Below are 26,518 nucleotides of genomic sequence, written 5' to 3' on the forward strand. Positions count from 1 at the left end.
CCGGTCAGCCAATCACTTGCGGAATGCTGGTGTACAGAGTGGTGATGTACTCCATGAACGTCTGGATCAACCACGGCATCACCACGATCAGCGTGATCAGCATCACCAGCAGACGGGGGAGAAAGCCCAGGGTCTGTTCGTTGATCTGGGTCGCGGCCTGAAACATCGACACCAGCAGGCCGACGATCAGACTGGGCACCACCAGAATCGCCACCATGGTGGTAGTCAGCCATAACGCCTCACGGAACAGGTCAACTGCTACTTCCGGGGTCATGCCAGGTGCTCCTCGTCAAACGGGTTCATACGCCACCGAAACTGCCGGCCAGCGTTCCGATAATCAGCGCCCAGCCATCCACCAGCACGAACAGCATGATTTTGAACGGCAACGAAATGATCAGCGGCGACAGCATCATCATGCCCATGGCCATCAGCACGCTGGCCACGACCAGGTCGATGATCAGGAAGGGAATGAAGATCATGAAGCCGATCTGGAAAGCGGTCTTGAGTTCGGAGGTGACAAACGCCGGGACCAAAATCGTCAGCGGCGCCTGATCCGGGGTCGCGATGTCGGTGCGCTTGGACAGGCGCATGAACAGCTCAAGATCGCTGGAGCGTGTCTGGGCGAGCATGAAATCCTTGATCGGCACTTCGGCCTTGGCCACCGCATCCTGGGCGCTGAGCTTCTCGGCCAGGTACGGCTGCAACGCGTCCACGTTCACCCGATCGAACACCGGCGCCATGATGAACATGGTCAGAAACAGGGCCATGCCGGTGAGGATCTGGTTGGACGGCGTCTGCTGCAGGCCCAGGGCCTGACGCAGGATCGAAAACACGATGATGATCCGCGTGAAGCTGGTCATCAGCATCACGAACGCCGGGATAAAGCTCAACGCGGTCATGATCAGCAGGATTTGCAGGCTGACCGAATACTCCTGCTGACCGTTGGCGCCCGTGCCCAGGGTAATCGCGGGAATCGACAACGGGTCGGCGCCAAACGCCAGCGGCGCTGCCAACACCAGCAGCAGCGTCAAAACAATGCGCATCAGCTCTCTTCCTTCTGAACCCTTTGATCAAAGCAAATTAACCACAGCGGGCTAATCACAACCTGTTGTCCGTGCCCTTGTTGCTCACGCCCTTGCCGCCCGTGCCTTTGTTGCCCAGCGCGTCCATCAGGCGCCGCGCGAACTCGGGCGTGGCGGATTGCGATTCAGGCACGTGCACCGGCTCGTTCATCACATGCAGCGGGGTGATGCGACCGGGCGTCACGCCCAGCAGAATCTGTTCATTGCCGACCTGCACCAGCACCAGCCGATCCCGGGGACCCAAGGCGCGGGAACCCAGCAGTTCGATGACCTGATTGCCCGCAGGCCCGGCGCGCTGTACCCGGCGCATCAGCCAGGCAAGCACGAAAATCAGGCCGACCACCAACAGCAGGCCCAGCATCAGTTGCACCAGTTGACCGCCGATGCCGGTGCTCATCGCACTGCTGGCGGCGGTCAGTGCCGGCGTCGCGGGCGCAACGGGTGGGGCAGCGGCCGCCGGGGCCGTCGCCGGTTCCGCCGCCAGCGCGGCGAACGACAGCGCCCAGAGCGGCAAGGCCCACACGGCGTTCTTGAAACCCTTCACTTAACGCAGCTTCTTGATGCGTTCGCTCGGACTGATCACGTCGGTCAGGCGGATGCCGAACTTTTCGTTGACCACCACCACTTCACCGTGAGCGATCAAGGTGCCGTTGACCAGCACGTCGAGCGGCTCACCGGCCAGGCGATCGAGTTCGATCACCGAGCCCTGGTTGAGCTGAAGCAGGTTGCGGATGTTGATGTCGGTGCTGCCCACTTCCATGGAAATCGACACGGGAATGTCCAGGATCACGTCCAGGTTCGGACCGTCCAGCGTCACCGGGCCGTTGTGCTTGGGCATGCCGCCAAACTCTTCCATCTGCAGACGGCTGGAGGACGAATGCCCGGCATCGGCGGCCAGCAAGGCGTCGATGTCATCCTGACCGCCATCACCGGATTCACCCAATGCAGCGGCCCACTCATCGGCCAGGGCCTGGTCTTCTGCGGAAGTCATATCTTTATCATCAGCCATGGTGTCCTCGGTGAACATTGATTCATTTACACGCTACATTCTGACGCTGACGGTGATGCTCAGCGGCGCTCTATGGGTTCGATCACTTGCAGGGCGAGATTGCCCTTGTGCGAACCCAGCTTGACCTTGAAGGTTGGCACGCCATTGGCGCGCATGATCATGTCTTCGGGCAATTCCATCGGGATCACGTCGCCCGGCTGCATGTGCAGGATGTCGCGCAGCTTGAGCTGACGACGGGCCACGGTGGCGTTGAGCGGCACCGACACATCCAGCACGTCCTGCTTGAGGGCGTTGACCCAGCGTTCGTCCTGATCGTCGATGTCGGACTGGAAACCGGCGTCGAGCATTTCCCGCACCGGCTCGATCATCGAATACGGCATGGTCACGTGCAGGTCCCCGCCGCCGCCATCGAGTTCGATGTGGAACGTGGACACGACAATGGCTTCGCTGGGGCCGACGATGTTGGCCATGGCCGGGTTCACTTCGGAGTTGATGTACTCGAAGTTGACTTCCATGATCGCCTGCCAGGCTTCCTTCAGATCGATGAAGGCCTGATCGAGGACGATGCGCACCACCCGCAACTCGGTCGGCGTGAATTCACGACCCTCGATCTTGGCGTGACGGCCATCGCCGCCAAAAAAGTTGTCCACCAGCTTGAACACCAGCTTGGCGTCGAGGATGAACAGTGCGGTGCCGCGCAACGGCTTGATCTTGACCAGGTTCAGACTGGTGGGCACGTACAGCGAATGCACGTACTCGCCGAACTTCATCACCTGCACGCCGCCCACCGCCACATCCGCCGAACGGCGCAGCAGGTTGAACATGCTGATGCGGGTGTAGCGGGCGAAACGCTCGTTGATCATTTCCAGGGTCGGCATGCGTCCCCGCACGATCCGGTCCTGGCTGGTCAGGTCATAACTTTTGACGCTGCCCGGTTCCGCGATACTTTCGGTCTGCACCAGACCATCGTCCACGCCATGCAACAGCGCGTCGATCTCATCCTGGGACAGCAGGTCTTGCACGGCCATGTCGTGGTCCTACTGCAATACGAAGTTAGTGAAAAGCAGCTGATCGATCACGGTCTTGCCGAGTTCTTTCTGCGCCACTTCCTGCACGCTGGCTGTCGCCTTCTGGCGCAGCATTTCCATGCCGACCGACGTCGCAATGGTATCGAAGGGTTGGCCGGAGAACATCATCACCAGATTATTGCGGATGACCGGCATGTGAACCTTGAGTGCTTCGAGGTCAGCTTTGTCGCGGGCCAGCATGGTAATGCTGACCTGCATGTAGCGCTGACGGCCGTTGACGTTGTAGTTCACAACAAAGGGGGGGGTCAGGGGCTCGAAGATCGCTTCTTTCTTGGTGTTGGCCGCAGCCGCCGCCACTGCAGCCTCGTCGGGCTTGCTTTGCGCTTTGTGCATGAAGAACCAGGTCGCGCCAACGGACAGACCGATCGCCAACAGCAATGCCACGACCACCATAAGAATAAGCTTGAGCTTGCCTTTTTTTGCGGGGCCTGCCACTGCTGCTGCGTCGTCACTCTTCGCCATGCCAATAATCCGTCACAATTCAAGGGTTCGCTGATGCGTGACAGAGGGAGAGCAAGGGTTGTGCCATAAAAGCAGCTGTGAGCTTTAAGCTTCAAGCTGAAAGAGAAAAGCGGCGGGTTGCGTAGGGTTCCATGGTCCCTTGCGCGACTCGCCGCCTGTATTGGTCCGGCCGGAAAATCAATGTAGGAGTGAGCTTGCTCGCGATTGCATTCTGTCAGCCAAATCCACTAGGCCCGACACACCTCATCGCGAGCAAGCTCACTCCTCCAAGTCCATCGCGAACGGCTCCTGAGCTTGCGGCTTGAAGCTTATAGCTTTCAGCTCCCTGACGAAGTCAGGCGTAATAATCCACAGCGCTTGAACCCACCACGCTCAACGGCTGACTGGCGGCGATGGCGGCGGCATCGGCCGGTGCGCCGTCGGCAATGCTGTCCACACCCCCTGCGCGACCGGTGCCACGGCTGCCGTTGCCACGGGAATTGTCGTCAGACTGCTGCTGAGCCTGTTGCTGCCAGCCGCGGGACTGGTCGGATACGTTGACGTCCACCTGGCCCATGCCCTGTTGCGTGAACGAGTCGCGCAGGCGGGACATCTGGCTTTCCAGTGCTTCACGCACGCCAACGTGGGCGCTCATGAACGTGACCTGGGTCTGCTGGTCCGCCGCCATATTGACGCGGATGTCCAGACGCCCCAATTCCGCCGGCTCCAGCTGAATATCGGCCTGCTTGAGGTTCATGCTCGACAGGTACATCACGCGGTTGACGACGCCTTCGGTCCAGCCGCTCTGGTTCATCGGCAGTGGCTGGTTGAGCAAGGCGGCAGACGGCGCCGCACTGGTTTTGGCCTGGGCCGCTTGCGACAGCGCCGCCAGTCGGTCCGCGAAGTTGTCCATGCGCGTGTCACCGGCCGCCGCTTTCACGTCCTTGAGGCCATCGGCGATCAAACCGGCAAAGCCCTTGTCATCGCCGCTTTGCGTGCCGTCCTTGTCCACAGGCTGGTCGCCCAGCGCCGCCAGATTCCCGGCAAGCGCCTGCGTTGCATCGGTGTTCGCGTCATCGGTTTTGCCGGTCTTGCTGGCATCAGCAGCGGCTTTGCCATTCTGGGCGCTTTGTTCAGCCTTGTTTTGCAGCGCCACCTGAACCGCCGTCAGGCCTTCCAGTGGGTCGGCGTCCGGATCGAAACCCGGATCATCGGTCGTCGCTTCCACCAGCGGCGCGGGCACTGCCTGAGGCATGCCGGCCACCAGCAACGAGGGATCTACCGGTGGCGTCTGCGCTGCGGGATCAGTCACTGCTGCTGGATCGGCAACGGCCTGAACGGCCACAGGGGGCAGCGTCGGGTCGAGGGTTGGGTCTGCCTGGGCCAGCGCCGGATCCGTCGCGTCCTCGGCATCGTCCTGCTTGTCGGCGTCGCCATCGGCAGTGGATTTGTCGGCAGCACCGCCCACCGCCTTGTCAGGCAATGCATTGCCGCTTCCGGCAACGGCCTTGTCAGGGGCGGCAGACGTTTCGCTGGCGGCAGGCTTGTTGTCGGCTGCCGAAGATTTGGCGGCTGCCGGCTTCGACGGGCTGTTATCAAAGGCCGCAGGCTTGGCGCTGGCCTGTTTGGCGTAGACGTCCGAAAAGCTGGACGCTTTGTGCTTCAAGGGGTCTGGGGCCTTTGCCGCGTTAACGGCACTGGCTTTCTGGGCTTTGGCAGCCGTCAGAGCCTGAAGCAATGGATTGGTGGCAAGGGCCATGATGATCTCCGCAAAAGCACGATTACGTTGATACATAGCAATTGCCGGGCCACTTTGGAAATTCGCTGATTTAACCCGATGTAGTTTGCCCGGCGGAACATTTACCACGAGCCATAAGGGACGCCGAATTTCTCGATGTACGCCCTCGATTCCGCTGAGGGTGGATCGTATTGGCCATTTGACTCGCCGTCATTTGGCCCGGTTGGATCGACCTTGGCTTGCACCCTCGTCACCTCGATGGGATCCAGGCACGGGCCTGTCACCCAGACCTTAGCGATGCCTCCGGGTGCCAGGCCGATGACGATGGCTTTGCGGTACTGAACTTCTGTTTTTCCGGTAAACCGACAGAACGCTCTTTCTCCCGTGCGCATGACTTCTCGGATCGCTTCCGGGATGTCGATGCGCGTGTGATAGGTCTGCGGTTCGACCAGCGATTGCCAGCGGACGTATATCTGCTTAGGCAGGTCGGCGCCCTTGACGTATTTGCCTGCCCCCCACCCAACACGATCCGGCCACCCTTTTGGATCTCCTCTAAATACCTCTGGGATACCTTTGCTGAGGGCCCGTGGGTAACCTATTGACGCTGTCCCGCTACCTGCCTGGACACGGACCGTTCCGTTGATGCCATACGCGTCGGCGGTCTCAATCCAGACCTCCATGTAATCCGGTGCAAAAAAACCCAAGCGCCACGCGTCATAGGGCAATGAGCTCCGGTTGCCGGTGGTACAGCCGCTGAGTATCAGCGCTATTAAGACTAGCGATAGAGGCTTATTCATTCAGCTATCACCACGAGCCATAGGGAACGCCGAATTTCTCAACGTAAGCCTTTGAGGTAGGAGACAACGGCCGATGCTTGCCGCCCGATTTTCCATCATAAGGCCCAGTCGGATCGACCTTGGCGTGCACCCTCGTCACCTCAATGGGCGACAAGCAGGGGCCCGTCACCCATGCCTTGGCAATACCACCTGGTGCCAGGCCGATGACGATAGCTTTGCGGTAGTCGGTGATCCATTTTCCGTCAGCACGACAAAACGCTCTTTCTCCCTTGCGCATGACTTCCCGGGTCGATTCCGGGATATCGATGCGCGTGTGATAGGTCTGCGGTTCGACCAGGGATTGCCAGCGGACGTATATCTGCTTGGGCAGGTCGGCGCCCTTGACGTATTTGCCTTTGCCCCGACTCGGACTTTCATCCCACCCTTTCGGATCGCCTCTAAATACTTCCGGGATACCTTTGCTGAAGGCTCGTGGATAGCCTATAGCGGGAATCCCGCTACCTGCCTGGATGCGGACCATTCCGTTTATGCCATAGGCATCGGCGGTCTCGATCCAGACCTCCATGTAATCAGGGGCAAAAAAACTGAGGTGCCAAGCTTCATAGGGCAACGAGCTTCGGTTCCCGGAGGCACAGCCGCTGAGTATCAATGCGCAGAGGATGACCGACAGAAGCTTATTCATTGGGATGTTCTGTGCGCAGGTCGTTGTCGCCGGGGCGGTTGATGAACACCAGATCCCTTTGTGCGTTGCGGTGAGTGACCGGGTTCCAGTGCGAAGAAAGGTGGACGTAGCGCTTATAAAGCAGACGCTCTTCTGCCTCGCTCAGGCCGTAGGTACTGGCTTTACCTTGGGCGTAAGCCATGAGCTTCTGGGCGATGGGCTCAAGCTCTGCCGGCAGTGCCAGTCTCGTGTCGCTTTCGTCGATAGCATCAAAAGGCACGCCGTGCTGCACCGCCAGTTCGCGCATGATGCGCAGGTAGACCAAAGACAAGTCGTTACGCACTTCGCGCTGAACACTGACAGCGGCATGCACCCGTGTGGCGCGGGAGCGGTCACCCCTGACGTTTGAAACGATGTCTTCGTCCCACAGGCTTATTTCCAGCGGCAGGTCGTAACGGGAATAGCGCGCCCGGAGTTTTTCCAATTGCGCCTTGGCGACTGTGTAACTGGTGCTGCTGGTCTTTGGCGCCGGGTGCAGCACTTCGTTGTAGCTGGGTTTACTGAGCAGCACACGCTCGACCATGTCAGGCCGGTAGCCGCCGCCCAAGTCCGAATGCACACCCGGCAACACGATGTCGGCAGCACCTGCTTTGTTCAGCGAGAAGTTGTAGCGGCGTTCGTCTTTGGCAACCAGGTGGACGATCTTTTTCGCGGCGCCAGGTGACAAGCGAATATTGATGCCGGGGTTGTTGCCGTTATTGCCGCTGAAGTCGCCGTGCATCCAGCCGGCAATTGCCGCGACCGTGTCGAAGATGCCGATGTAGTTGATGCAGAAGTCTGTTTGCGGCTTCCAGGAGAAGTTGTCCGCAAGAACGGGCGATCCGGCAGGCAGGGCTTTGCCCAGAATACTGCGTTCACCTTTTAGTACCTCATTGGCAAAATCCCTTGCCGCTGCTGCGCCCCGGCTGAATCCGAAAATGTCGAACTCGACGCGTTTGATGCGCTTGTCGGGATTGTTCCCCCGAAAGATCCGTAAGCTTTCAAGAAGCCGAGCCGGACTTTCTTCTACTCGGGTTCTGACCCCTTGTGCGCCAAGCCCAGTGCTTCCGGAATATTTAGAGTCGGCCGCGGTGCTGCTGGTACCGATGCCCTCAACGTAGACGGGCAGTGATGCCTCATCCTCATCCTTGGATAATTTTCTTTGACGGTCATCTGTATAAAGCTCAAACAGCTTGGCCACATTACTGCTGTCATTCCCATGACTGTCTTCAGGCGCACCGCCGTTGCCGTCATAACCATTGTTCAAGCAGAACTGGCGAATGGCTTGAGCCGACTCCCCCAGATTCACGTCGCGGGCAAAGCAGTCCTGGACCTTTTCAGTGTTGTCCCGGTTGTTGCCGGTGCCGTCGAAGAACATGCCGATACGCACGGTGATCAGTTGCTCCTGCTCGACTTCTTCTTCCTCTTCTTCGATCTCGGCCAAATCCTCCGCAGGCGACCGGGCATGGGCGGTTGCAGGGGGTGATGGCGCAGCTAAAACAGAGCGCGGCGCGGCGGCCGAAGTCTTCGGGCTGGCTTGTGGTGCAGGGCCGTCGTCATGGGTGTAAGTGGCATTGAAATAGGACGGGACCAGTTCGGCTTTGCAGGGGCACGTGCTGAAGCTATCCAATGTACCGGCCACCGGTATTCCATCACTGGTGTAATGCCAAACGCCTCCGGCAATGTGATAAATCTTGCCGTCCTTCCCGCAGGTCACCCTGTCGCCTTGGCGAGCATGGAGCAGATCACCCCACATGATGCCGTCGTGTCCATCGAGAACCACGCCACCGCAGGTGGTTTTGTCACCCAGTCCAAGGAAATATCCGAGCGTCATTGCTTATCCCATCCATGCTTTTCTTGCGCGTCCATGCGATTGATCGTTGTAGCGAACGCCAGCGGCAAAGCCGTTTGAACGGCGCCGCGCTGAAGCTTTTTATTCAGCTGGCTAGGCGTCGACGGGTGGCAGAAAGTCTGCCGCCTTGGGAACGCCATCACGGACGACCATCACAAAGCCTGCGTGCAGGGTGTTGATGATCTCGTCACCGTTACTCAGCCGGCTGCCCACCAGCGCGAGATCGCTGTTGGCTTCACCTGCACCGGTGACGATGTGCGCCGTGCGGCCATCGGGATACGTGACGCGATCGCCTTTACGGGCGATGCGCAGTTCCCGGCCGTCGTCGAGTGAGAAACTAAGCGCCGATGAGGCTTGCGTAATCACGCCGCCTTCGCGGCTTTGGCTGCCTTCAGTGGCAGGTCGGTGAATGCCAATGGCAGGATGGGCCGCGATGTAGGCTTCGTTTTTTCGATAAGCCTCCCGGGACTCTTCGGCGAAACCGGCGACCTCCGCCTCCGTGAACGTCGATTCATCCAGGTTGCGCAGAAATTCAGGGGAAGCGTCGTTGGTGTACAGCGGGGGCAAGGGTGGGTGCATGTTGAAGGTCCATAGCCGTGGTGACGTTGAGTCCCTGTCGCCGAGCGCACAGGGAGGTCGAGACGGCTATGGTGATTGCAGGCGTGATGTATCAATTGGCGTTTAAGGCGTTTGACGCGGTAGGCGCTGTCTGTGAAATGCGGGGGCAAATTCCTACATCAAGAAGTGCCAACTGGGCGCAAGCGGCTAGCAACAGCCGAAGCGCGCGAATCCAGGACGTCAAAAATCTGAAGTCAGTCCCGAACCGCAAACAACCGCCGCTCGGCCTCGTAAAGGCCGCGCACCAACCGGTACTCGGATTCGATCGCCTGGATCGATGCGAGCAGGTCCGGGGTGGCGACGGGATGCGGGCTGCGGGCGAGTTCTTCGAGCTGGCGGCACAGGTCGGCCAGGTGCACGGCGCCCATGTTGCTGCTGCTGCCCTTGAAGCTGTGGGCGTTGAGGCCCAGCGCCAAGAGGTCCGGCAGGGGCAGCTGCGCGGCGGGGGCGGCCGCGTCGGTGGGGTTGAGGGATTGATGGAGCGCGACGATGCGCTCGTCGGAGTCCTTGAGGAACACTTCCAGCAACGTCGGGAATTCATCTTCCATGACGTCGCGCAAGGTGCTCAGGACGTTATCGTCCAGATGAATAACCGACACTTGTTCACTCCCTGATCAAGAATCGCTGGAGTATGCCAGACCCTCCCAGACAAACTCCACACACGCGGTCCGACCATCCGACGACCACCTGCATTGATTGCTCAGGCGCTGCACCAGGGACAAGCCGCGCCCGGACAGCTCATCCACCGCAGGCGGGCGGGACAGCACTTGCTGGGGGTCAAAGCCGCGGCCGCTGTCTTCCACGCGAAGGGTCAGGCGTCCGCCCGAACCCTCCGGCACCACCTGCAGGTGCACGCGGATGAAACCCGAGACCAGCTCGTCCAGCCGCTGGCCTCGTTGCTGGTAGTAGCGGGCAAACCCTTCGGCATCGCGCTTGAGCGACGAATCCAGGCCCAGCACGCCGTGTTCCAGCGCATTGCTGTACAGCTCCGACAGCACGATATACAGCGCGCTGCTTTGCAGGCGCAGGCCGTGGACTTCCTGGAGCACCTGCAGCAGATAAGGCAGCGGATAAAAACGCTTGAGCGTCGAGCCGCGAAATTCGAAGGTGGCCGACCAGTCCAGCGGGCTCGACGCGCCGCTGTCCGAGTAAATCACGGCCTGGGGGCCGAGCAGTTCCGGTTCAATGAAGGACACTTCCACCATGCTGACGTCATCGCGGGCCTTGCCGCGGAAGCGGGTGACCGCCCACTGCACCTCTTCGATCAGGCGCTCCGGCTGACGATTGGCCGCGAAGACCTCCTGCAGCCGGTCCATGCCGAACAGCTCTCCGTCGTTGTCGGTGCTGTCGACCACCCCGTCGGACAACAGGAAGATTCGGTCGCCGTGGGCGAAGGGGTAAACGTGGGTGTTGTCGTCAAACCGGGCGGCACTCAGGATGCCCAGCGGCAGATGGCTGGACACCAGCGGCGTCTGCGGTCGGCCGTCGGCGTGCAGCAGGTAGCCGTCGGGCAGACCGCCGTTCCACACCTCCACCGACTGTTGATTGAAATTCACGCACAGCAGCGCCGCGCAGCAGAACATGTCCACCGGCAGGATGCGCTTGAGCTTGGCGTTCATCTCGCGCAGGGTTTCCGGCAGTCCGTACCCCTTGGCGGTCATGCCGTAGAAGACTTCGGCCAGCGGCATCGCCCCCACTGCCGCCGGCAAGCCATGGCCGGTGAAATCCCCCAGCAGCACGTGCATATTGCCGGTGGGCGTCCACGCGGCGAGCAACAAATCACCGTTGAACAGCGCATAGGGCGATTGCAGGTAGCGAATGTTGGGCGCGCTCAGGCAACCGGAATGCGCCACCTGATCAAACACGGCCTTGGCCACACGCTGTTCGTGGAGCAGATATTGATGGTGCCGGGCGATCATGTCGCGCTGCTGCAGAACGGTGTCCTGCAGCAGGCGCAGGCGATTCATCGCGTTGATCTTGGCCGCGAGAATCAGCTGGTTGTAGGGCTTGGCGATGAAGTCGTCGCCGCCGGCGTCCAGACACCGGGCCAGCGCCTCGCCTTCGGTGAGCGAGGTCAGGAAGATGATGGGCACCAGTGACTCGCCGGCCATCTGCTTGATCCGGCGCGCCGCTTCGAAGCCGTCCATTACCGGCATCATGGCGTCCATGAGGATCAATTGCGGACGCTGAGCCTGAAACAGCTCCACCGCTTCGACGCCGTTGCTGGCGCAGAGGACCGTGTGGCCCTGACGACCGACGATGGCCGACAGCAGCAAGCGGTCGCTGGCGTTGTCATCGGCAATGAGAATGCACAGCCGCTCCGGCGCCGGTTTCACCGATCAGCCTATGCGGAACAGTTTGTTGAAATTGGAAATCGCGAGGATCTTGAGGACATCGTCATTGCAGTTGATCAGCCGGACATCGGCCCGCTCTCCCCCGCCGTGATCGCGCAGCAGCAGGAGCATGCCCAGCGCCGAGCTGTCCAGGTAGTTGGCGCCCTGCAAATCGACGACGAAACGGCTGACGTCTTTGGTGTCTTCATAGGCGCTGCGAAAACCCTGATGCGCCGCAAAATCGAAGCGCCCCCGGATCTTGATGGTCAACTCTTGTCCGTCTTCGGAGAGATCGGAGGTTACTGACATAAAACGATCCTTTTATATGAACGACGTCAGACGCTTAAAGGTGTAGCAGGGGTTTGTGGGTGCGGCAAATGAAGCGCTGGCGGATGCCGTACCGGTGGGAGGGAGCTTGCTCGCAATAGGTTTCCAACCGCTTACCCTGTGTCGGATGGAACACAGCCTTCGCGAGCAAGCGCCCTCCCACCCGTCTTGTTCCCCCAGCGTGCGCTGGCATCAATACTGCTCATGCCGCGGCAGGCGCTGGGACAGTTCGTCCAGCAACTTCTGCTCGCGCTTGTCTTCGATGGCGCGGGCTTCGTCGATGTAGCGCTGCACCAGTTTGCGCAGGCCTTCGACACGGGCGTAGGCCTTCTGCCAGACGCCGCGGGCCTTTTCCAGATTCTGTTGATGCCATGCCAGGCTCTGGCGCTGCTGACTCACCGCCGTTTCCAGCTGATTGAGGAAGCGCTGGTAGTTCATCAGCCATTGCCCCGACACGCCATGAGCGCCTTTGTCGATCCACTGCTGCTGGTAATCCATGCGGAATTTTTCAAGCTCTCCCAGCTTGGCTTCTGCCAGACGCACCTGCCCCTGAAAATGCCCGAGGCGCTGCGCCGCAGCCTTCTCGGTGCTTTCGGCCATATCGACCACGGGGGCCAGTCGCCCTGCACGCGTCTGCGCCATGGGTTATCAGCCGCTCGCCGCTGGGTTGAAAATGGCCGCCAGTTGATCACGGCTGGCGGGCATGCTCTGGTTCTCGTTGAGCCCCTGACGCAGGTATTTCACCAGTTGCGGCTGCAAGGCAATGGCCATGTCGGTTTCACGATCACCGCCCGCCACGTAAGCGCCAACGCTGATCAAATCCCGGGCCTGCTGGTAACGCGACCACAGTTGCTTGAAATGCTGCGCCTGGCCCATGTGCGCCGGGTCCACCACCGATGGCATGACCCGACTGATGGACGCTTCTATGTCGATGGCCGGGTAGTGCCCTTCTTCGGCCAGCCGACGAGACAACACGATGTGGCCGTCGAGTACGCCCCGGGCCGAGTCGGCAATCGGGTCCTGTTGGTCGTCGCCTTCGGAGAGCACGGTATAAAACGCCGTGATCGAGCCACCGCCGGCCTCGGCATTACCAGCGCGTTCCACCAGTTTGGGCAGCTTGGCGAACACCGACGGCGGATAGCCCTTGGTCGCAGGCGGTTCACCGATGGCCAGGGCGATTTCCCGCTGGGCCTGGGCGAAACGGGTGAGCGAATCCATCAGCAACAGGACGTTCTTGCCCTTGTCGCGAAAATATTCGGCGATCCGCGTGCAGTACATCGCGGCACGCAGACGCATGAGCGGCGCATCGTCCGCAGGCGAGGCCACCACCACCGAGCGCTTGAGGCCTTCTTCGCCCAGGCTGTGCTCGATGAATTCCTTGACCTCACGACCCCGTTCGCCGATCAGCCCGACGACGATGATGTCGGCCTCGGTGAAGCGCGTCATCATCCCCAGCAGCACACTCTTGCCCACGCCGGTACCGGCGAACAGGCCCAGCCGCTGGCCACGGCCGACCGTCAACAAACCGTTGATGGAGCGGATGCCGACGTCGAGGGGCTGACTGATGGGGTTGCGTTTGAGAGGGTTGATGGTGGGGCCGTCCAGCGGCACCCAGTCTTCGGCCTTCATGCCGCCCTTGCCGTCCAATGGTCGGCCGGCGCCGTCAAGCACCCGCCCGAGCATGGTCATGCCCATGGGCAGGCGACCGGTGTCCGGCAACGGCACCACCCGGGCGCCCGGTGCAATACCGGCCACGCTGCCCACCGGCATCAAAAACACTTTGCTGCCGGAAAAGCCCATGACTTCGGCTTCGACTTCAACCGGTTGATGGCTGTCGTCGTTGATCACCACGCAGCGGCTGCCCATGGCGGCGCGCAGGCCTTCGGCTTCGAGGGTCAGGCCGACCATGCGCAGCAGACGGCCCTCGACCGTCGGCTGCACCGGCAAGGTGATGGCCTCGGCGTAGGTGCTCAGGCGTTTGCCGAAGCTGGTGCGCTCAAGAAGCATCGGTGGCACCCAGCGGGTAGATGGTTTTTTCAGCGCTCTGGATCGCCGCTTCCAGCTCCACGCTCACGTCCGGCAGCGCAGGGTGCAGCGCCTGCTCGTGCAACTGATCGAACATTTTGCCGATGGCCAGGCTGATGCGGCTCTCCACCGTGGCATCAATACGGCTGTGTTCGCTTTCAACGCGGCAGCCACCGGGCATCAGGGTGTCGTCCTCCAGGATCCGCCAGCTTTCCTCGTGGCGCTCACGCAGGGCTTTGATCTGCGCAAAATCCTGGGAATTGATCAGGATGCGGACATTGCTCGCGCCCATGGGCAACAGGCGCAAGGCATCACGCAGCACGCTGCCGATCTGGCTCGAGTCGGTGGTCAGTTCGCGCTGAATCACCTGGCGGGCGATATGCTCCACCAGTTGAACCAGGGATTTCTCGATTTGTGCGTCCTGGTCGGCGATGGGCTCGAACAGGTGCGTCATCAGTTGCTCCAGGGTTTCAAGCCTGGCCGCCAGCGCGACCTCGGCTTCCTGGCGAACCTTGAGCTGGGCGCTGTGAAAGCCCTCCTTTTCGCCCAGTGCCAGGCCCTCGTTGTAGGCGTCCTGACGGATGCTTTCCAGTTCTTCGAGGGTCAGGGGCTGGACTTCCTCAAGCGGCACTTCTTCGCTTTCGGCAGGCTCGGGCTCAGCGACCGGCGCCGGCTCAGGGACATCAACGTGCGGATCGAAGCTGGGCAACGACCAGACATTGAGGGTGTTCACGTCCTTGGCGCGGATGAGCTCACTGGGTGGTTCTTTGTCGGAGCTGTACATCGGTCACCTTCAATCCTTAGATCATTTCCTCGCCACCCTTGCCGCCGAGAACAATTTCCCCGGCCTCGGCCATGCGGCGCGCGATGGTGAGGATTTCTTTCTGGGCAGTTTCCACGTCGCTGACACGGACCGGGCCCTTGGCCTCCAGGTCGTCGCGCAGCAGTTCGGCGGCACGCTTGGACATGTTCTTGAAAATCTTTTCCTTGATCGCCTCGTCCGACCCCTTGAGGGCCAGCACCAGTACGTCCGAAGACACCTCGCGCAGCAACGCCTGAATACCCCGGTCGTCGACATCGGACAGGTTGTTGAAGACGAACATGAGGTCTTCGATCTGCGTCGACAGATCTTCGTCCACCTCGCGGATCGAGTCCATGAGCAGACCTTCCATGGAGCTGTCCAGGAAGTTCATGATGTCGGCCGCGCGCTTGATACCGCCCAGGCTGGTTCGGGAGGTGTTGGCGTTGCCCGAGAACTGCTTCTCGAGAATCTGGTTGAGTTCTTTCAGCGCGGCCGGCTGCACGGTGTTCAACGACGACACGCGCAGGATGATGTCCAGCCGGACCTTGTGATCGAAATGGCCGAGCACTTCACCGGCCTGGTCGGCATCGAGGTACGCGACCACGATGGCTTGAATCTGCGGGTGCTCGAAACGGATGACGTCGGCCACGGCGCGCGGCTCCATCCATTTCAGGCTGTCCAGGCCGCTGGTGTTGCCGCCCAGCAGAATGCGGTCAATCAAGCCGTTGGCTTTGTCTTCGCCCAGGGCCTGGGTCAGCATTTTGCGGATGTAGGTGTCCGAGCCGACGCCGACGTTGGTCTGATCGCCGACCACGTCGACGAACTCGCTCATCACCTGCTCGACCTGCTCGCGGTGAATGTTGCGCATCTGCGCCATCGCCACACCGACGCGCTGAACCTCTTTGGGCCCCATGTGCCGCAGCACCTGCGCCGCATCGGTCTCGCCCAGGGTAAGCAGCAAAATCGCAGCCTTGTCGACACGGGTCAATTTGACCGCAGCACGAATCTCACTCATCAGCGTTGATCCACTCTTTTACGACCTGGGCCACACGACCCGGGTCTTCTGCCACCAGACTTTTAATTGCGTTCAACTGAGCGTCATAGCCTTCGCTCGGGCTTGGCAGCAGGATGCTTTGCGGCCCGCCGAGGGTGACGCGGTCACTGCCCAGCTCGCCATCCAGACCGGCCATGCCGCCCAGTTCCACATCACTGTCAGCCGATTTGCTTTTCGGATTGGTGATGTTGTTGAGCACCGGACGCAGCACGCCGAAGACCAGCACCAGGATGAACAGCACACCCATGGCCTGCTTGACCACGTCCCAGAACCAGGGCTGCGAGTAAAACGGAATATCGGGGATCACTTCGCCGCGCTCGGTGGAGAACGGCACGTTGACTACGCTGACGCTGTCGCCACGGCTGGCGTCGAAACCGACGGCGTCCTGGACCAGACGGGTGAAGCGCGCCAATTGATCGGCGGTCCACGGGACTGTCGTGGTTTCGCCGTTGGCCGGGTTGAGCTTGACCTGATCGTCGACCACCACCGCAACCGACAGGCGATTGATACGGCCCTGCTGCTGCTTGGTGTGGCTGATGGAGCGATCGAGCTCGAAGTTCTTGGTGGACTGCACACGCTTGTCGGCCGGGAACGGCGCCAGCATCGGCTGACCGGTGGCCGGGTCCATGATCTGTTGACCGTTGGCGTCCAGCAGCGGTTGGCCTGCGGCAATCGCTCCGGCGGCACCGGCAGCGGCGCCCGGGGCCTGCGGCGCGGTGGCCGGGCCTGGCGGCTGGTTGCTCAGGGCGCCAGGGACGCCTTGTGAACCGCTGCTGCTGCTGCGTTGTTCGTTGACCGATTGCTCGCTGCGCAGTGCAGGCTGGTCAGGGTTGAAGCTTTCGGCGGTGGACTCCACGGCGCTGAAATCAACGTCGGCAGAGACCTCGGCTTTATAGCGGTCGTTGCCCAGTACCGGTTGCAGGATGTTCTGCACGCGCTGGGTCAGCATGCCTTCCATGCGACGGGTGTAGTCGAACTGCTTGCCGGCCATGCTCAGCTCGGAGTTCTCGCCCATGTCCGACAGCAGGTTGCCCTTCTGGTCGACCACGGTGATTTGCGACTTGCTCAACTCGGGAACGCTGGTCGCCACCAGGTTGACGATGGCCAGCACCTGACTCGGCTCCAGCGAACGGCCGGCGTACAGCTCCACCAGAATCGAAGCGCTGGGCTTGCGGTCGTCACGGACGAACACCGAACTCTTGGGAATCGCCAGGTGAACGCGGGCGCCCTTGACGTTGTTCAGGCTCGAAATCGTACGCGCCAGTTCGCCTTCCAGACCCCGGCGATACCGCGTGGCTTCCATGAACTGACTGGTGCCCAGGCCCTGATCCTTGTCGAGAATTTCGAAGCCGACGTTGCCGTCGTTCTGCGCGATACCGGCGCCGGCCAGCTTGATGCGGGCACGGGACAGGTCGTCGGACTTGACCAGCAGCGCGCCGGAGTTCGGCTCGACGGTGTACGGAATGTCCGCCTGCGCCAGGGTGTCCATGATCTGCTTGGTGTCCATGCCGGTCAGGCTGCCATAAAGCGGCTTGTAGTCCGGTTGTTGTGACCACAGCACGACGGCAAAACCAATCGCCACGCTCGCGGCCAGACCGACCATGAGGCCGACCTGACGCAGCATGGTCATCTCGGAAAGATTTTGCAGGAACGCCAGCCCGAACACCGGAGGCTTGCTTCCTGGCGTACCCGTTTTGGCGGGTACGTTGTCGACGACGGCTTCAGCCATGACTTAAATCGCCCTCAAACCGGCATTTGCATGATGTCTTGGTACGCCTGAACCAGCTTGTTGCGTACCTGGGTCAGCGCCTGAAACGACACACTGGCTTTCTGCGAGGAGATCATCACGTCGGTCAGATCCACGCCGCTTTTGCCGATTTCGAAAGCGCTCGACAACTGGTTGGAGGCCTGTTGGGTGTCGTTGACCTTGCTCACGGCCATGCCCAGCATGTCGGAGAAGCTGCTGGCGCCCACTTCCGGAGCCTGCACAGCCTTGGGCTTGGCCATGGCGTCCATCTGCATGGAACGCATGTCCAACATCAAGCGATTAAATTCAACACCTTGGCTCATGGACGTTTCTCTCAAAGGGCGCGCAATTTTTGACACTGATTCATCGGTTATCTGTGTAGTAGCAACAAGAGTGCCAGTCGCGTAGCGGCGCAATGCCACGGGTACGAGAAAGTAGAGGGAGGGTTACAAATGAAGGACTTTGTGTAGGAGCGCGCTTGCCCGCGATGGCGATGTTTCAGGCGACTATTCTTTACCTGGAAGACCGCCATCGCGGGCAAGCGCGCTCCTACAAGGGCATGAACCGCGCCCATCAACTGGCAAACAAATACCCTTCAACGTCCATGCCTGCATCGCGCATCTGGGCCAGTTTGTAGCGCAATGTACGCGGGCTGATACCCAAGCGTTCGGCGGCTTCCTTGCGACGACCGCGCTCGGCACGCAGGGTGTCGATGATCATCTGGAACTCGCGGCGGCGCAGGTCTTCACCCAGCGCGCCAGCCATTTCGCCGTTCATCGATTCGGCGGGTGCCGATTCGCTGACAGCGTACGCAGGCGCCGCCGGGGATGGAGGCGCCACCGCATTGACAGCTGGTGCAAAGGTGATGGGACCGGCCAGACAGAAGTCTTCAGCCTGAATCACCCCGCCCTGTTGCAGGATCAGCGCCCGTTGAATGGCGTTGTCCAGCTCACGCACATTGCCCGGCCAGGCGTACGCCACCAGACACGCCTGGGCTTGCGCCGACAGTCGCACCGGCGCGTGCTTCATTTTATTGACGTGCCGGGCCATCAAGCGGTCCACCAGCGGCAAAATGTCGGCGGGGCGCTGGCGCAGCGATTGCCACGCCAGAGGGAACACCGACAGCCGGTAAAACAAATCTTCGCGAAAGCGCCCCGCCGCCACTTCACCCGCCAGATCGCGGTTGGTGGTAGCCAGCACGCGGATGTCCAGGGCGATGGGCTTGCGCGCGCCGACCCGCTCAACTTCTCGCTCTTGCAGGACCCGCAGCAGCTTGGCTTGCAGGCCCATGGGCATTTCGGAAATCTCATCGAGCAGGATCGTGCCGCCGTCGGCCTGTTCGAACTTGCCGGCCTGGGCCGCGATAGCACCGGTGAACGAGCCCTTCTCGTGGCCGAACAAGGTCGCTTCCAGCATGTTGTCCGGAATCGCCGCGCAGTTAATCGCGATGAAGGGTTTGTCTGCACGGGGGGATTGCTGATGAATGAAGCGCGCGAGCACTTCCTTGCCGGTGCCGGACTCGCCGGAAATCAACACCGTGGAATCACTCTTGGCCACGCGACTGGCCAGGTTCAGCAGCTGCACGCTGGCCGGCTCGACCGCAATCGGGCCCTCGCCGTCTGCCGGACCGAGTTTGCCCAGCGCATGCCGTGCGACCAAGGCCAACAGCGCCTTGGGCTCGAAGGGCTTGACCAGATAATCCGCCGCGCCCTGGCGCATGGCGTCCACCGCCCGTTCCACCGCGCCGTGGGCGGTCATCAACAGCACCGGCAATTGCGGGTAACGGCTGCGCAGTTGACTCAATAATTGGTGACCGTCCATGCCCGGCATGTTGACGTCGCTGACCACCAGGCTGAAGGCCTGCTTGCCCGCTGCGACCAGCGCGTCTTCCGCCGAGCCGACGGCTTCGTATTCGTAGCCGGCCAGCAGCAGGGTTTCGCCCAGGGCTTCGCGCAACGAGGGGTCGTCTTCGACCAAGAGCACCTTGAGGGTCATGTGAAGTTACTCGCCGTGCGGGCACCCGGAATCAACGGCAGCGAGACCATGGCGCAGGTGCCACGGCCCGGGCGCGAGCGGTATTGCACCTGGCCCTGATGGGCGCGGGTGACCGCCGTGACCACCGCCAGGCCCAAGCCGGTGCCGGTGGTCTTGGTGGTGAAGAAAGGTTCGCCGATCCGCGCCAGTGCCGCAGCGTCGATACCGCTGCCGTTGTCGCTGACACACAGGCGCAGGGTGTCGCCGCGGCTGTACGCGTGGACCTTGATCCGGGCATTGGGGGGACTGGCTTGCACCGCGTTTTCGATCAGGTTGAGCACAGCGCCCACCAGCGTGTCGCGGTTGCACAGCAATTCGCCGTCGTCGCTGTCGCATTGCCAGCGCACGGTCGCCGTCTGCACGTGAGTCTGCGCGGCGGCTTGCAGCGCCTCAAAGAAGGCGGCGGGTGTGACGCGGTCGTTGAGCGGCAATTCGCCACGGGCGAACACCAGCATGTCCCGCACTTGATGCTCCAGCTCGTGCAGACGCTCTTTCAAGCGTCCGGCAAAGCGCTGCTGGGTCTCGGCCGGCAGCACCTGCTCGGCCAAGTGGCTGGCGTAAATCATGGCGGCCGACAGTGGCGTGCGGATCTGGTGAGCCAGCGAGGCCACCATCCGGCCCAGTGAAGACAGGCGTTCGTGACGCGCCAGCTGCCCTTGCAGCTGTCGGGTTTCGGTCAGGTCGTTGAGCAGCACCAGCTGGCCGGGCTCGGCATCCAGCGAACGGGTGGAGATAGACAGCCGACGGCCGTCCTTGAGTGAGACTTCGTGGCCGTCGTCTTCGCGGGGGGCGAAGCAGCGGGCGATCACCTCACGCCAGAGCATGCCGATCAGCGGCTGACCCAGCAGGTCGCAGGCCGCCGGGTTGGCCTCGCGGACCCGGCCGGTGCCGTCGATGACGATCACGCCACCGGGCAGCACTTCCAGCAAATGCTGCAAGCGGTTGGCCAGACGTTCCTTTTCAGCCAGTTCCTGCATGCGCTGGGCGCTGACCACTGCCAGCTCGCCCTTGAGCTCCGTGACCCGCGCTTCCAACAGGCTGTAGGAGTCCGTCAGCTGCGTCGACATCTGATTGAACAGCGAGAACGCTTGCTCAAGGCCCTGACGGCTTTCCAGCTCTAGGGACGGCTTGGCGGCTAAACCAACTTCCAGGCCTGGAACGGAACCTGGCTCGGACGACATCTGGGCGGCCTGGGGCATAAATCATCTCTCGCGTGACGGACCGTCAGTAAACGGTAGGTTGCAAGAGCCATAGCAATCCCCGTGCCCAAAAACAAACCCCTGAAAATTCAGGGGTTTGTTTATTGACGCGTCAATCTGATGTCAGTCTTCGAGGGGTTCTTCACCGTCTCGGCGGCTCATGCCGTACTTGCGCATCTTCTCCACCAGCGTGGTGCGGCGAATGCGCAGACGTTCTGCCGCTCGGGCCACAATGCCGTTGGCATCGTCCAGCGCCTGCTGAATCAGGCCCTGTTCCAGACCACCGAGGTAGTCCTTCAGGTCCAGGCCTTCAGGCGGCAGCATCGCGGTCGAAGCGAAATTCGGCGTATGACCGTTGATGGCCACGCGCTCTTCCAGATCGCTGCGCAGGCTGTCCACCAGTTGCTCGTCTTCGTCGTCCACGTAGCGGAATTTCTTCGGCAGCTCGACCACGCCGATCACACCGTACGGGTGCATGATCGCCATGCGCTCGACCAGGTTGGCCAGCTCGCGCACGTTGCCCGGCCAGGCATGGCGACACAGCGACATGATCGACGCCGAATTGAACCGAATCGAGCCACGCTTTTCGTGTTCCATGCGCGAGATCAGTTCGTTCATCAGCAACGGGATGTCTTCCACGCGCTCGCGCAGCGGAGCCATTTCAATCGGGAACACGTTCAAGCGGTAGTAGAGGTCTTCACGGAAGCTGCCCGTGATGATCATCTCTTCGAGATTCTTGTGGGTCGCGGCGATGATGCGCACGTCGACGCTTTGGGTCTTGTTGCTGCCGACGCGCTCGAACGTGCGTTCCTGCAGCACCCGCAGCAGCTTGACCTGCATCGGCAGTGGCATGTCACCGATTTCATCGAGAAACAGCGTGCCGCCGTTGGCCAGCTCGAAGCGGCCGGCGCGGCTGGTAATGGCGCCGGTGAATGCGCCCTTCTCGTGTCCGAACAACTCGCTTTCGAGCAGCTCGGCCGGGATCGCGCCACAGTTGACCGGCACGAAAGGCCCGTCACGTCGTTTTGAATGGTAGTGCAGGTTGCGCGCGACGACTTCCTTGCCGGTGCCGGACTCGCCCAGGATCAACACACTGGCGTCGGTGTCGGCCACTTGCTGCATCATCTGGCGCACGTGCTGAATGGCCCGGCTGGTGCCGACCAGACTGCGGAAGAGATTGGGTTCGCGCTGGCGTCCCCGCTCCCGGGCCTGATCGTACATTTCACGATAGACCTGGGCGCGGTGCAGCGAATCGAGGAGTTTGCTGTAGCTGGGGGGCATTTCGACGGTGGACAACACCCGACGGCGCAAGTCTTCGGACAGGTCGGCGGCGGCGTGATCGCCCATCAGCAGCACCGGGAGAAATTCATCCCAGGCGGCGATGGTCTTGAGCAGACCCTGCAAACTGCCCGGTCCGCTGACGGTGCCGACCATGACGCACAGAACCTCCCGAGTCGACGTCAAAGACCCGACCACTTGCTGCCAGTCCGTGCTGGAGCAGGAGAGGTTCTCATCACCGAGAAAATTCAGAATTACCGCCATATCACGGCGGCGCTGGCTATCGTCATCGATTAGCAGAATTTTGATTTCACGCCACATGCAATAGCAACTTCCCTAGTCAACTCGATGCCCATCGATCGGGCAAGCTCAGCATTCAATGGCCGAATGGCCCGTCAGAAACCAAGAAATTAGTGAACATCACTAGTAAAGTCAAAAAACCGTACACAGTCAAATTTATGGCGCACAATTTTCATCACTAGCGTCAACCGAACAGATGGTAAACCTTTGCCGCGCTTTTCGCTCGCTGCATCTGAGACATTTCATCGGCAATCGCCTGACGCTCTCCGGAGGCTACATCTATCAACTGACGGTAAACGCCTAACAACTCTTCCAGATTGCTGCGCAGCTCAGGTTCGTTCTTCGGCGCATCGCTGATCACCTCGTCAACGCAAGCGCGGCACGCCAGATCCAGCTTGCCGATCGCCTCCCAGTCACGCTCGGCCAGAGCATGGGTCAACGCTTCACGGGTTTGTTCGATGCGCTTGAGTGCGGCAGTCATGGTGATCTCCTGGGAAGCAGCTGGCTATTGGACGGCGATCGCGTCCCAGCCTTCCTTGACGGTGAGCAGCAAGCCGCTGACTTCATCGAGGATTTTTGGGTCGGTCTTGATATTGGCTTGCGCCAGACGTTGCATCATGTACACGTAAAGGTTGTCGACATGGGCCAATGCCTTGGCCTGCTTTTCCATGTCGAGGCCTTCACGCAGACCGCCGACGATTTCAATGGCCTTGCCGATCAGCAAGCCTTTGGCGGGGACGTCCTTGCGTGCAATCGCCCCCTTGGCCTGGGCGATCCGGTCCAGCCCCGCTTCCATCAACATCTGCACCAGGCGATGAGGCGTGGCCTCGGAGGTCTGGGCGTGGGAATTGACCTTCTGATACTGCCGAAGGGCTGCCATCCGGTTCATGTTCTTTCCTCACAACTCAAAATTCGTATAACCCTGTTATCGACTCTGCGCCGACAAACTTTAGTCCACATGCCAAAAACCCGGCAGTGGCCGGGTCTTTGTTTTACAAGGAAAAATCAGCCGGACTGTTGCGCATTCAACGAGTCGAAGAACGAGGTGATGCTGGAGGCTGAAGCCTTCAGTTGCCCGACGATCAAGTCCATCGCGTTGTATTTGGCGGTCAGCGTCGTGGTCAATGTCTTGACCCGCAAATCCAGCGCCGTCTGCTGACTGGTCAAATCACTTTGCTGCTTGTTGAGACTGGTCTTGCGCGTGTCGAAGATGCCGCCTGTCTGAACATACGGGGTGATGGCGGCGCTCATCCGGGAAAGCAAGCCATTGGTGCTGTCGGTCCCGGAAAACAACTGCTGCACGTCGCCGGCAAGGCCTTTGTCGGTCATCGCGGTCGTGAATTTGGCATCGTCGATGGACAACGTACCGTCCGATTGCGAGGTGGAGATGCCCAGCTGCGACAACACAGACAAGCTCCCCGACGCCCCCGTCGTGACCAGTTCATTACGCATGGCCGCCAGAATCGAACGCGGCATCGAGTCACCGGTCAGGGCAGCGGGCGTCACTGTAGCGCCGGTGGTGGGATCAGGTGTATCGCTGACCGTGGCCTTTGTGACGGTGCTGATGGCTTTCACCACCGTGTTGTAGGCGTCGATGAAGGTTTGCAGCGACGCTTTCAGGCCATCGGTGTTGGTGGAGACATTGACCGTCGAGGTGCCCGCTGCCACAAGCGTCATGCTCATGCCGCCCAGCGCTTTGTCGATGACATTGCTTTTGCTGGTCACCGCCAGACCGTTGATGGTCACTTCCGCACTGACAGGTGCCGAGCCAATGTAGCCGGCCGAGGTTGTCGAGGTCGGGTCGAGGGCGGTGTTCGCGCCAATGGTGAACCCGGTGATGTCGCTGGTGGTAGAGATTTCCGAACCGGCGCCGGTGGCCGTGGAGCCGAGCACCAGGCGCGAGCCCTTGTCATCGGTGATGATATTGGCGCTGATATTGGTGGTACTGGTGTCAGCGTTGATCTGCTTGACCACCGACGCCAGGGTAGCGCCCGTCGGGATGGTATAGCTTTTGGAAATGCCATTTTGAGTGATGCTTAAGTTACCACTCGGAATGGCACTGGTGGAGCCGCCGGTAAACGCAGCGCTCGCGACGCTTGAAGAGGTCGCAATTTTACCGACCACAACCGTGTAGTTGCCCGGTACTGCCGTGTTATCAGACGTGACCGTGAGCTTGGTTTCATCGGAAGACTTGGCGGCATAACCGGCAAATTGCAATTTGCTGGTGGCGCCCAACGCGGGTTTCATCAACGTCTTGAACGCATCGAGCGCGCTTTGCAGCGTACCGATACCGGACAATTTGGACGTGACCAGTTTGGTCTGGGTCGTAATCTGGGTCTGTTTGGCCAGCTTGTCGGCGCCAACCAGCGCGGTCACGATGTCACCGATTGCCAGGCCCGAACCGAGACCGGTTGATGGGGTAATTGGACTCGCCATATGGATCTCCTTTCAGTGGGGTCGGTCGTTGACGGGCGTTACTGCCCGAAAGGACCGCTTGCGTGATGCATGCCATTCACACTTTTGCGTCAAACAACAGACTGTGTGCGTTCTGCAGACTGTCTGCGATCTTCAAGGCTTCGGCAGACGGCAACTGCCGCACCACTTCGCCCGTTTCACTGGCAATGACCTTGACCACGACTTTGCCGGAAGCCTCATCGATAGAGAACTCCAGGTTGCGTCGCACTGACTGAACAAACTTCTGGATGTCTTGAACGGCCGTTTTCAACGCCTCGGTGTTATCCGAGTCTGACTTCTTACGTGTATCGGCATTCGCGTCCGCCGATGCAGCCGGCGTGGGCGCTCGAATCACGGGAGACATCGACGCCGACTTGTCAGCCACCAAGGGCATTGGCTGCACCGCCGGATAAGACAAGCTCAGCTTAACGCTCATATCCATGTCTGTTGACCTCTACAAAGTAAAAAGCGGGAAAGCATGACTAGCACGCTCCCCCGCCAAAACCCTTTGCCGATATTACTGAAGCAGCTTCAGTACAGCGGATGGCAATTGGTTGGCCTGTGCCAGAACAGCGGTGGAAGCCTGTTGCAGAGTCTGCTGCTTGGTCAGGTTAGCGGTTTCAGCTGCGAAGTCGGTATCTTGAATACGGCCCAGTGCAGCGGTGGCGTTTTCGTTGACGTTTTGCAGGTTGGAAATGGTGCTGGTCAGACGGTTTTGCGAAGCACCGAGGTTTGCACGAGTGCTGTTGATCTTCGCCAGAGCGGCGTCGATTGCAGTGATCGCGTTATCGATGTTGCCCGAAGCGGTGGAGCTGGTGCCGGAGATCGCCAGGGAACCGCTTGCAACCGACAGGGAGGTGGCGTCGAATTTGCCGCTCAGTACCAGGTCGATGCGGTTGGCCGAACCAACGTCCGAACCAACTTGCAGGGACATGGTGCCAGCCGAACCGTCCAGCAGGTTTTTGCCGTTGAGGTTGGTCGAAGCCGAGATACGGGTCAATTCGTCCGACATCTGAGCGAATTCAGCGTTCAGAGCGGTACGGTCAGACGAGCCGTTAGTGTCGTTTCGCGACTGAACAGCCAGTTCACGCATGCGTTGCAGAATGTTGGTGGATTCTTGCAGAGCGCCTTCAGCGGTCTGAGCCATCGAGATGCCGTCGTTGGCGTTCTTGATTGCTACAGTCTGACCACGGATTTGCGAAGTTTCGCGAGTGGCGATTTGCAGGCCGGCGGCGTCGTCTTTGGCGCTGTTGATTTTCAGGCCGGAGGACAGGCGCTGCATCGAAGTTGCCAGAGCGTCGCTAGCTTTGCCCAGGTTCTTCTGAACAGACAGGGAAGCAACGTTAGTGTTTACGCCTAAAGACATGATGAATTCCTCAATGATTTGGGTACTACGGCTTTCCGGCCCTGGCAACTGCCGGGTTTGGCCTAGAGAACCTTCGTAATAGTTATCGTCGTATCTGCAAGGAGCTTGAGGACAATTTCAAATTTATTTGCCACCAGAGCGCCACCCCTGCTTTTGACGGGGGATACCCATGGTTTCGGCGAAAAGGCCTCAAGCTTTAATCACGACGTTAATTTCCTCATTCACAAAGAATTTTTAACCGGACACTCCCAAGAGAGTGCCCGGGATCAGCATG

The 26,518-nt window shown here is 60.5% G+C and carries 27 protein-coding genes and 1 pseudogene; all 28 read right to left on the minus strand.

The genetic code is table 11. From position 1 onward, the window contains the following. Positions 1 to 4 precede the first annotated feature (4 nt). Positions 5 to 274: a flagellar biosynthesis protein FliQ gene (fliQ, locus tag ABQX22_RS09965; RefSeq protein WP_349798968.1), complete on the minus strand. Its 270-nt coding sequence runs from the start codon at positions 272 to 274 to the stop codon at positions 5 to 7. 25 nt (positions 275 to 299) lie between these two features. Further along, complete coding sequence (gene fliP / locus ABQX22_RS09970; protein ID WP_349798969.1) at positions 300 to 1,043, minus strand: flagellar type III secretion system pore protein FliP; 744 nt, start codon at positions 1,041 to 1,043, stop codon at positions 300 to 302. Between the two features lie 55 nt (positions 1,044 to 1,098). After that, positions 1,099 to 1,626, minus strand: coding sequence for a flagellar biosynthetic protein FliO (gene fliO, locus ABQX22_RS09975; RefSeq protein ID WP_349798970.1), 528 nt, complete (start codon positions 1,624 to 1,626; stop codon positions 1,099 to 1,101). Next, positions 1,627 to 1,881: pseudogene (fliN, locus tag ABQX22_RS09980) on the minus strand (flagellar motor switch protein FliN); the annotation flags it as partial. A gap of 269 nt (positions 1,882 to 2,150) precedes the next feature. After that, positions 2,151 to 3,119, minus strand: a complete 969-nt coding sequence (gene fliM / locus ABQX22_RS09985) for a flagellar motor switch protein FliM (RefSeq protein ID WP_349798971.1) — start codon at positions 3,117 to 3,119, stop codon at positions 2,151 to 2,153. A gap of 9 nt (positions 3,120 to 3,128) precedes the next feature. Further along, on the minus strand, positions 3,129 to 3,641 hold the full coding sequence (gene fliL, locus ABQX22_RS09990; RefSeq protein WP_349798973.1) for a flagellar basal body-associated protein FliL: 513 nt from the start codon (positions 3,639 to 3,641) through the stop codon (positions 3,129 to 3,131). A 334-nt stretch (positions 3,642 to 3,975) separates the two neighbouring features. Further along, positions 3,976 to 5,379 (minus strand): flagellar hook-length control protein FliK, encoded by a 1,404-nt coding sequence (locus tag ABQX22_RS09995; RefSeq protein ID WP_349798974.1) that lies wholly within the window; start codon positions 5,377 to 5,379, stop codon positions 3,976 to 3,978. A 101-nt stretch (positions 5,380 to 5,480) separates the two neighbouring features. Continuing rightward, complete coding sequence (locus tag ABQX22_RS10000; protein WP_349798976.1) at positions 5,481 to 6,155, minus strand: DUF2931 family protein; 675 nt, start codon at positions 6,153 to 6,155, stop codon at positions 5,481 to 5,483. A gap of 7 nt (positions 6,156 to 6,162) precedes the next feature. After that, positions 6,163 to 6,837: a DUF2931 family protein gene (locus tag ABQX22_RS10005; protein WP_349798978.1), complete on the minus strand. Its 675-nt coding sequence runs from the start codon at positions 6,835 to 6,837 to the stop codon at positions 6,163 to 6,165. Next, positions 6,830 to 8,689 (minus strand): phospholipase effector Tle1 domain-containing protein, encoded by a 1,860-nt coding sequence (locus tag ABQX22_RS10010; protein ID WP_349798979.1) that lies wholly within the window; start codon positions 8,687 to 8,689, stop codon positions 6,830 to 6,832. The genes ABQX22_RS10005 and ABQX22_RS10010 overlap by 8 nt, the downstream gene beginning before the upstream one ends. Before the next feature lie 111 nt (positions 8,690 to 8,800). Then, positions 8,801 to 9,286: a PAAR domain-containing protein gene (locus ABQX22_RS10015; protein ID WP_349798981.1), complete on the minus strand. Its 486-nt coding sequence runs from the start codon at positions 9,284 to 9,286 to the stop codon at positions 8,801 to 8,803. Between the two features lie 233 nt (positions 9,287 to 9,519). Beyond that, positions 9,520 to 9,924 (minus strand): Hpt domain-containing protein, encoded by a 405-nt coding sequence (locus ABQX22_RS10020; protein WP_349798983.1) that lies wholly within the window; start codon positions 9,922 to 9,924, stop codon positions 9,520 to 9,522. A gap of 15 nt (positions 9,925 to 9,939) precedes the next feature. Further along, a complete protein-coding gene (locus ABQX22_RS10025) occupies positions 9,940 to 11,661 on the minus strand; it encodes an ATP-binding SpoIIE family protein phosphatase (protein WP_349798985.1) in 1,722 nt (573 codons plus the stop codon). Between the two features lie 3 nt (positions 11,662 to 11,664). Beyond that, complete coding sequence (locus ABQX22_RS10030; protein WP_349798986.1) at positions 11,665 to 11,967, minus strand: STAS domain-containing protein; 303 nt, start codon at positions 11,965 to 11,967, stop codon at positions 11,665 to 11,667. A 210-nt stretch (positions 11,968 to 12,177) separates the two neighbouring features. After that, positions 12,178 to 12,627, minus strand: coding sequence for a flagellar export protein FliJ (fliJ, locus tag ABQX22_RS10035; RefSeq protein ID WP_349798988.1), 450 nt, complete (start codon positions 12,625 to 12,627; stop codon positions 12,178 to 12,180). A gap of 6 nt (positions 12,628 to 12,633) precedes the next feature. Further along, on the minus strand, positions 12,634 to 13,992 hold the full coding sequence (fliI, locus tag ABQX22_RS10040) for a flagellar protein export ATPase FliI (protein WP_349798990.1): 1,359 nt from the start codon (positions 13,990 to 13,992) through the stop codon (positions 12,634 to 12,636). Beyond that, entirely contained in the window at positions 13,982 to 14,794 is an 813-nt protein-coding gene (fliH, locus tag ABQX22_RS10045; protein ID WP_349798992.1) for a flagellar assembly protein FliH, read from the minus strand. Before fliH ends, fliI begins: the two co-directional genes overlap by 11 nt. Positions 14,795 to 14,810: 16 nt before the next feature. Beyond that, complete coding sequence (fliG, locus tag ABQX22_RS10050) at positions 14,811 to 15,800, minus strand: flagellar motor switch protein FliG (protein ID WP_441005267.1); 990 nt, start codon at positions 15,798 to 15,800, stop codon at positions 14,811 to 14,813. Positions 15,801 to 15,819: 19 nt separating this feature from the next. After that, positions 15,820 to 17,595 (minus strand): flagellar basal-body MS-ring/collar protein FliF, encoded by a 1,776-nt coding sequence (gene fliF, locus ABQX22_RS10055; RefSeq protein WP_349798996.1) that lies wholly within the window; start codon positions 17,593 to 17,595, stop codon positions 15,820 to 15,822. A gap of 14 nt (positions 17,596 to 17,609) precedes the next feature. Then, complete coding sequence (gene fliE, locus ABQX22_RS10060; protein WP_349798998.1) at positions 17,610 to 17,936, minus strand: flagellar hook-basal body complex protein FliE; 327 nt, start codon at positions 17,934 to 17,936, stop codon at positions 17,610 to 17,612. 250 nt (positions 17,937 to 18,186) lie between these two features. Next, positions 18,187 to 19,608: a sigma-54-dependent transcriptional regulator gene (locus ABQX22_RS10065; RefSeq protein ID WP_349799000.1), complete on the minus strand. Its 1,422-nt coding sequence runs from the start codon at positions 19,606 to 19,608 to the stop codon at positions 18,187 to 18,189. After that, positions 19,605 to 20,846 (minus strand): sensor histidine kinase, encoded by a 1,242-nt coding sequence (locus ABQX22_RS10070; RefSeq protein ID WP_349799002.1) that lies wholly within the window; start codon positions 20,844 to 20,846, stop codon positions 19,605 to 19,607. Before ABQX22_RS10070 ends, ABQX22_RS10065 begins: the two co-directional genes overlap by 4 nt. Before the next feature lie 123 nt (positions 20,847 to 20,969). After that, positions 20,970 to 22,445 (minus strand): sigma-54 dependent transcriptional regulator, encoded by a 1,476-nt coding sequence (locus ABQX22_RS10075; RefSeq protein WP_349799004.1) that lies wholly within the window; start codon positions 22,443 to 22,445, stop codon positions 20,970 to 20,972. Positions 22,446 to 22,608: 163 nt separating this feature from the next. Next, positions 22,609 to 22,905 carry a flagellar protein FliT gene (gene fliT / locus ABQX22_RS10080; RefSeq protein WP_349799006.1) on the minus strand — a complete coding sequence of 99 codons (297 nt, stop codon included), beginning with the start codon at positions 22,903 to 22,905 and terminating at the stop codon, positions 22,609 to 22,611. Positions 22,906 to 22,929: 24 nt separating this feature from the next. Beyond that, positions 22,930 to 23,313 carry a flagellar export chaperone FliS gene (gene fliS, locus ABQX22_RS10085; protein WP_349799008.1) on the minus strand — a complete coding sequence of 128 codons (384 nt, stop codon included), beginning with the start codon at positions 23,311 to 23,313 and terminating at the stop codon, positions 22,930 to 22,932. 116 nt (positions 23,314 to 23,429) lie between these two features. After that, entirely contained in the window at positions 23,430 to 24,860 is a 1,431-nt protein-coding gene (gene fliD / locus ABQX22_RS10090) for a flagellar filament capping protein FliD (protein ID WP_349799010.1), read from the minus strand. Positions 24,861 to 24,936: 76 nt separating this feature from the next. After that, complete coding sequence (locus ABQX22_RS10095; protein WP_349799012.1) at positions 24,937 to 25,314, minus strand: flagellar protein FlaG; 378 nt, start codon at positions 25,312 to 25,314, stop codon at positions 24,937 to 24,939. Between the two features lie 81 nt (positions 25,315 to 25,395). Further along, on the minus strand, positions 25,396 to 26,244 hold the full coding sequence (locus ABQX22_RS10100) for a flagellin domain-containing protein (RefSeq protein ID WP_349799014.1): 849 nt from the start codon (positions 26,242 to 26,244) through the stop codon (positions 25,396 to 25,398). Positions 26,245 to 26,518: the final 274 nt, after the last annotated feature.

Origin of the sequence: Xanthomonas sp. WHRI 1810A (genome assembly GCF_040202885.1) — a bacterium.
Classification (GTDB): domain Bacteria; phylum Pseudomonadota; class Gammaproteobacteria; order Pseudomonadales; family Pseudomonadaceae; genus Aquipseudomonas.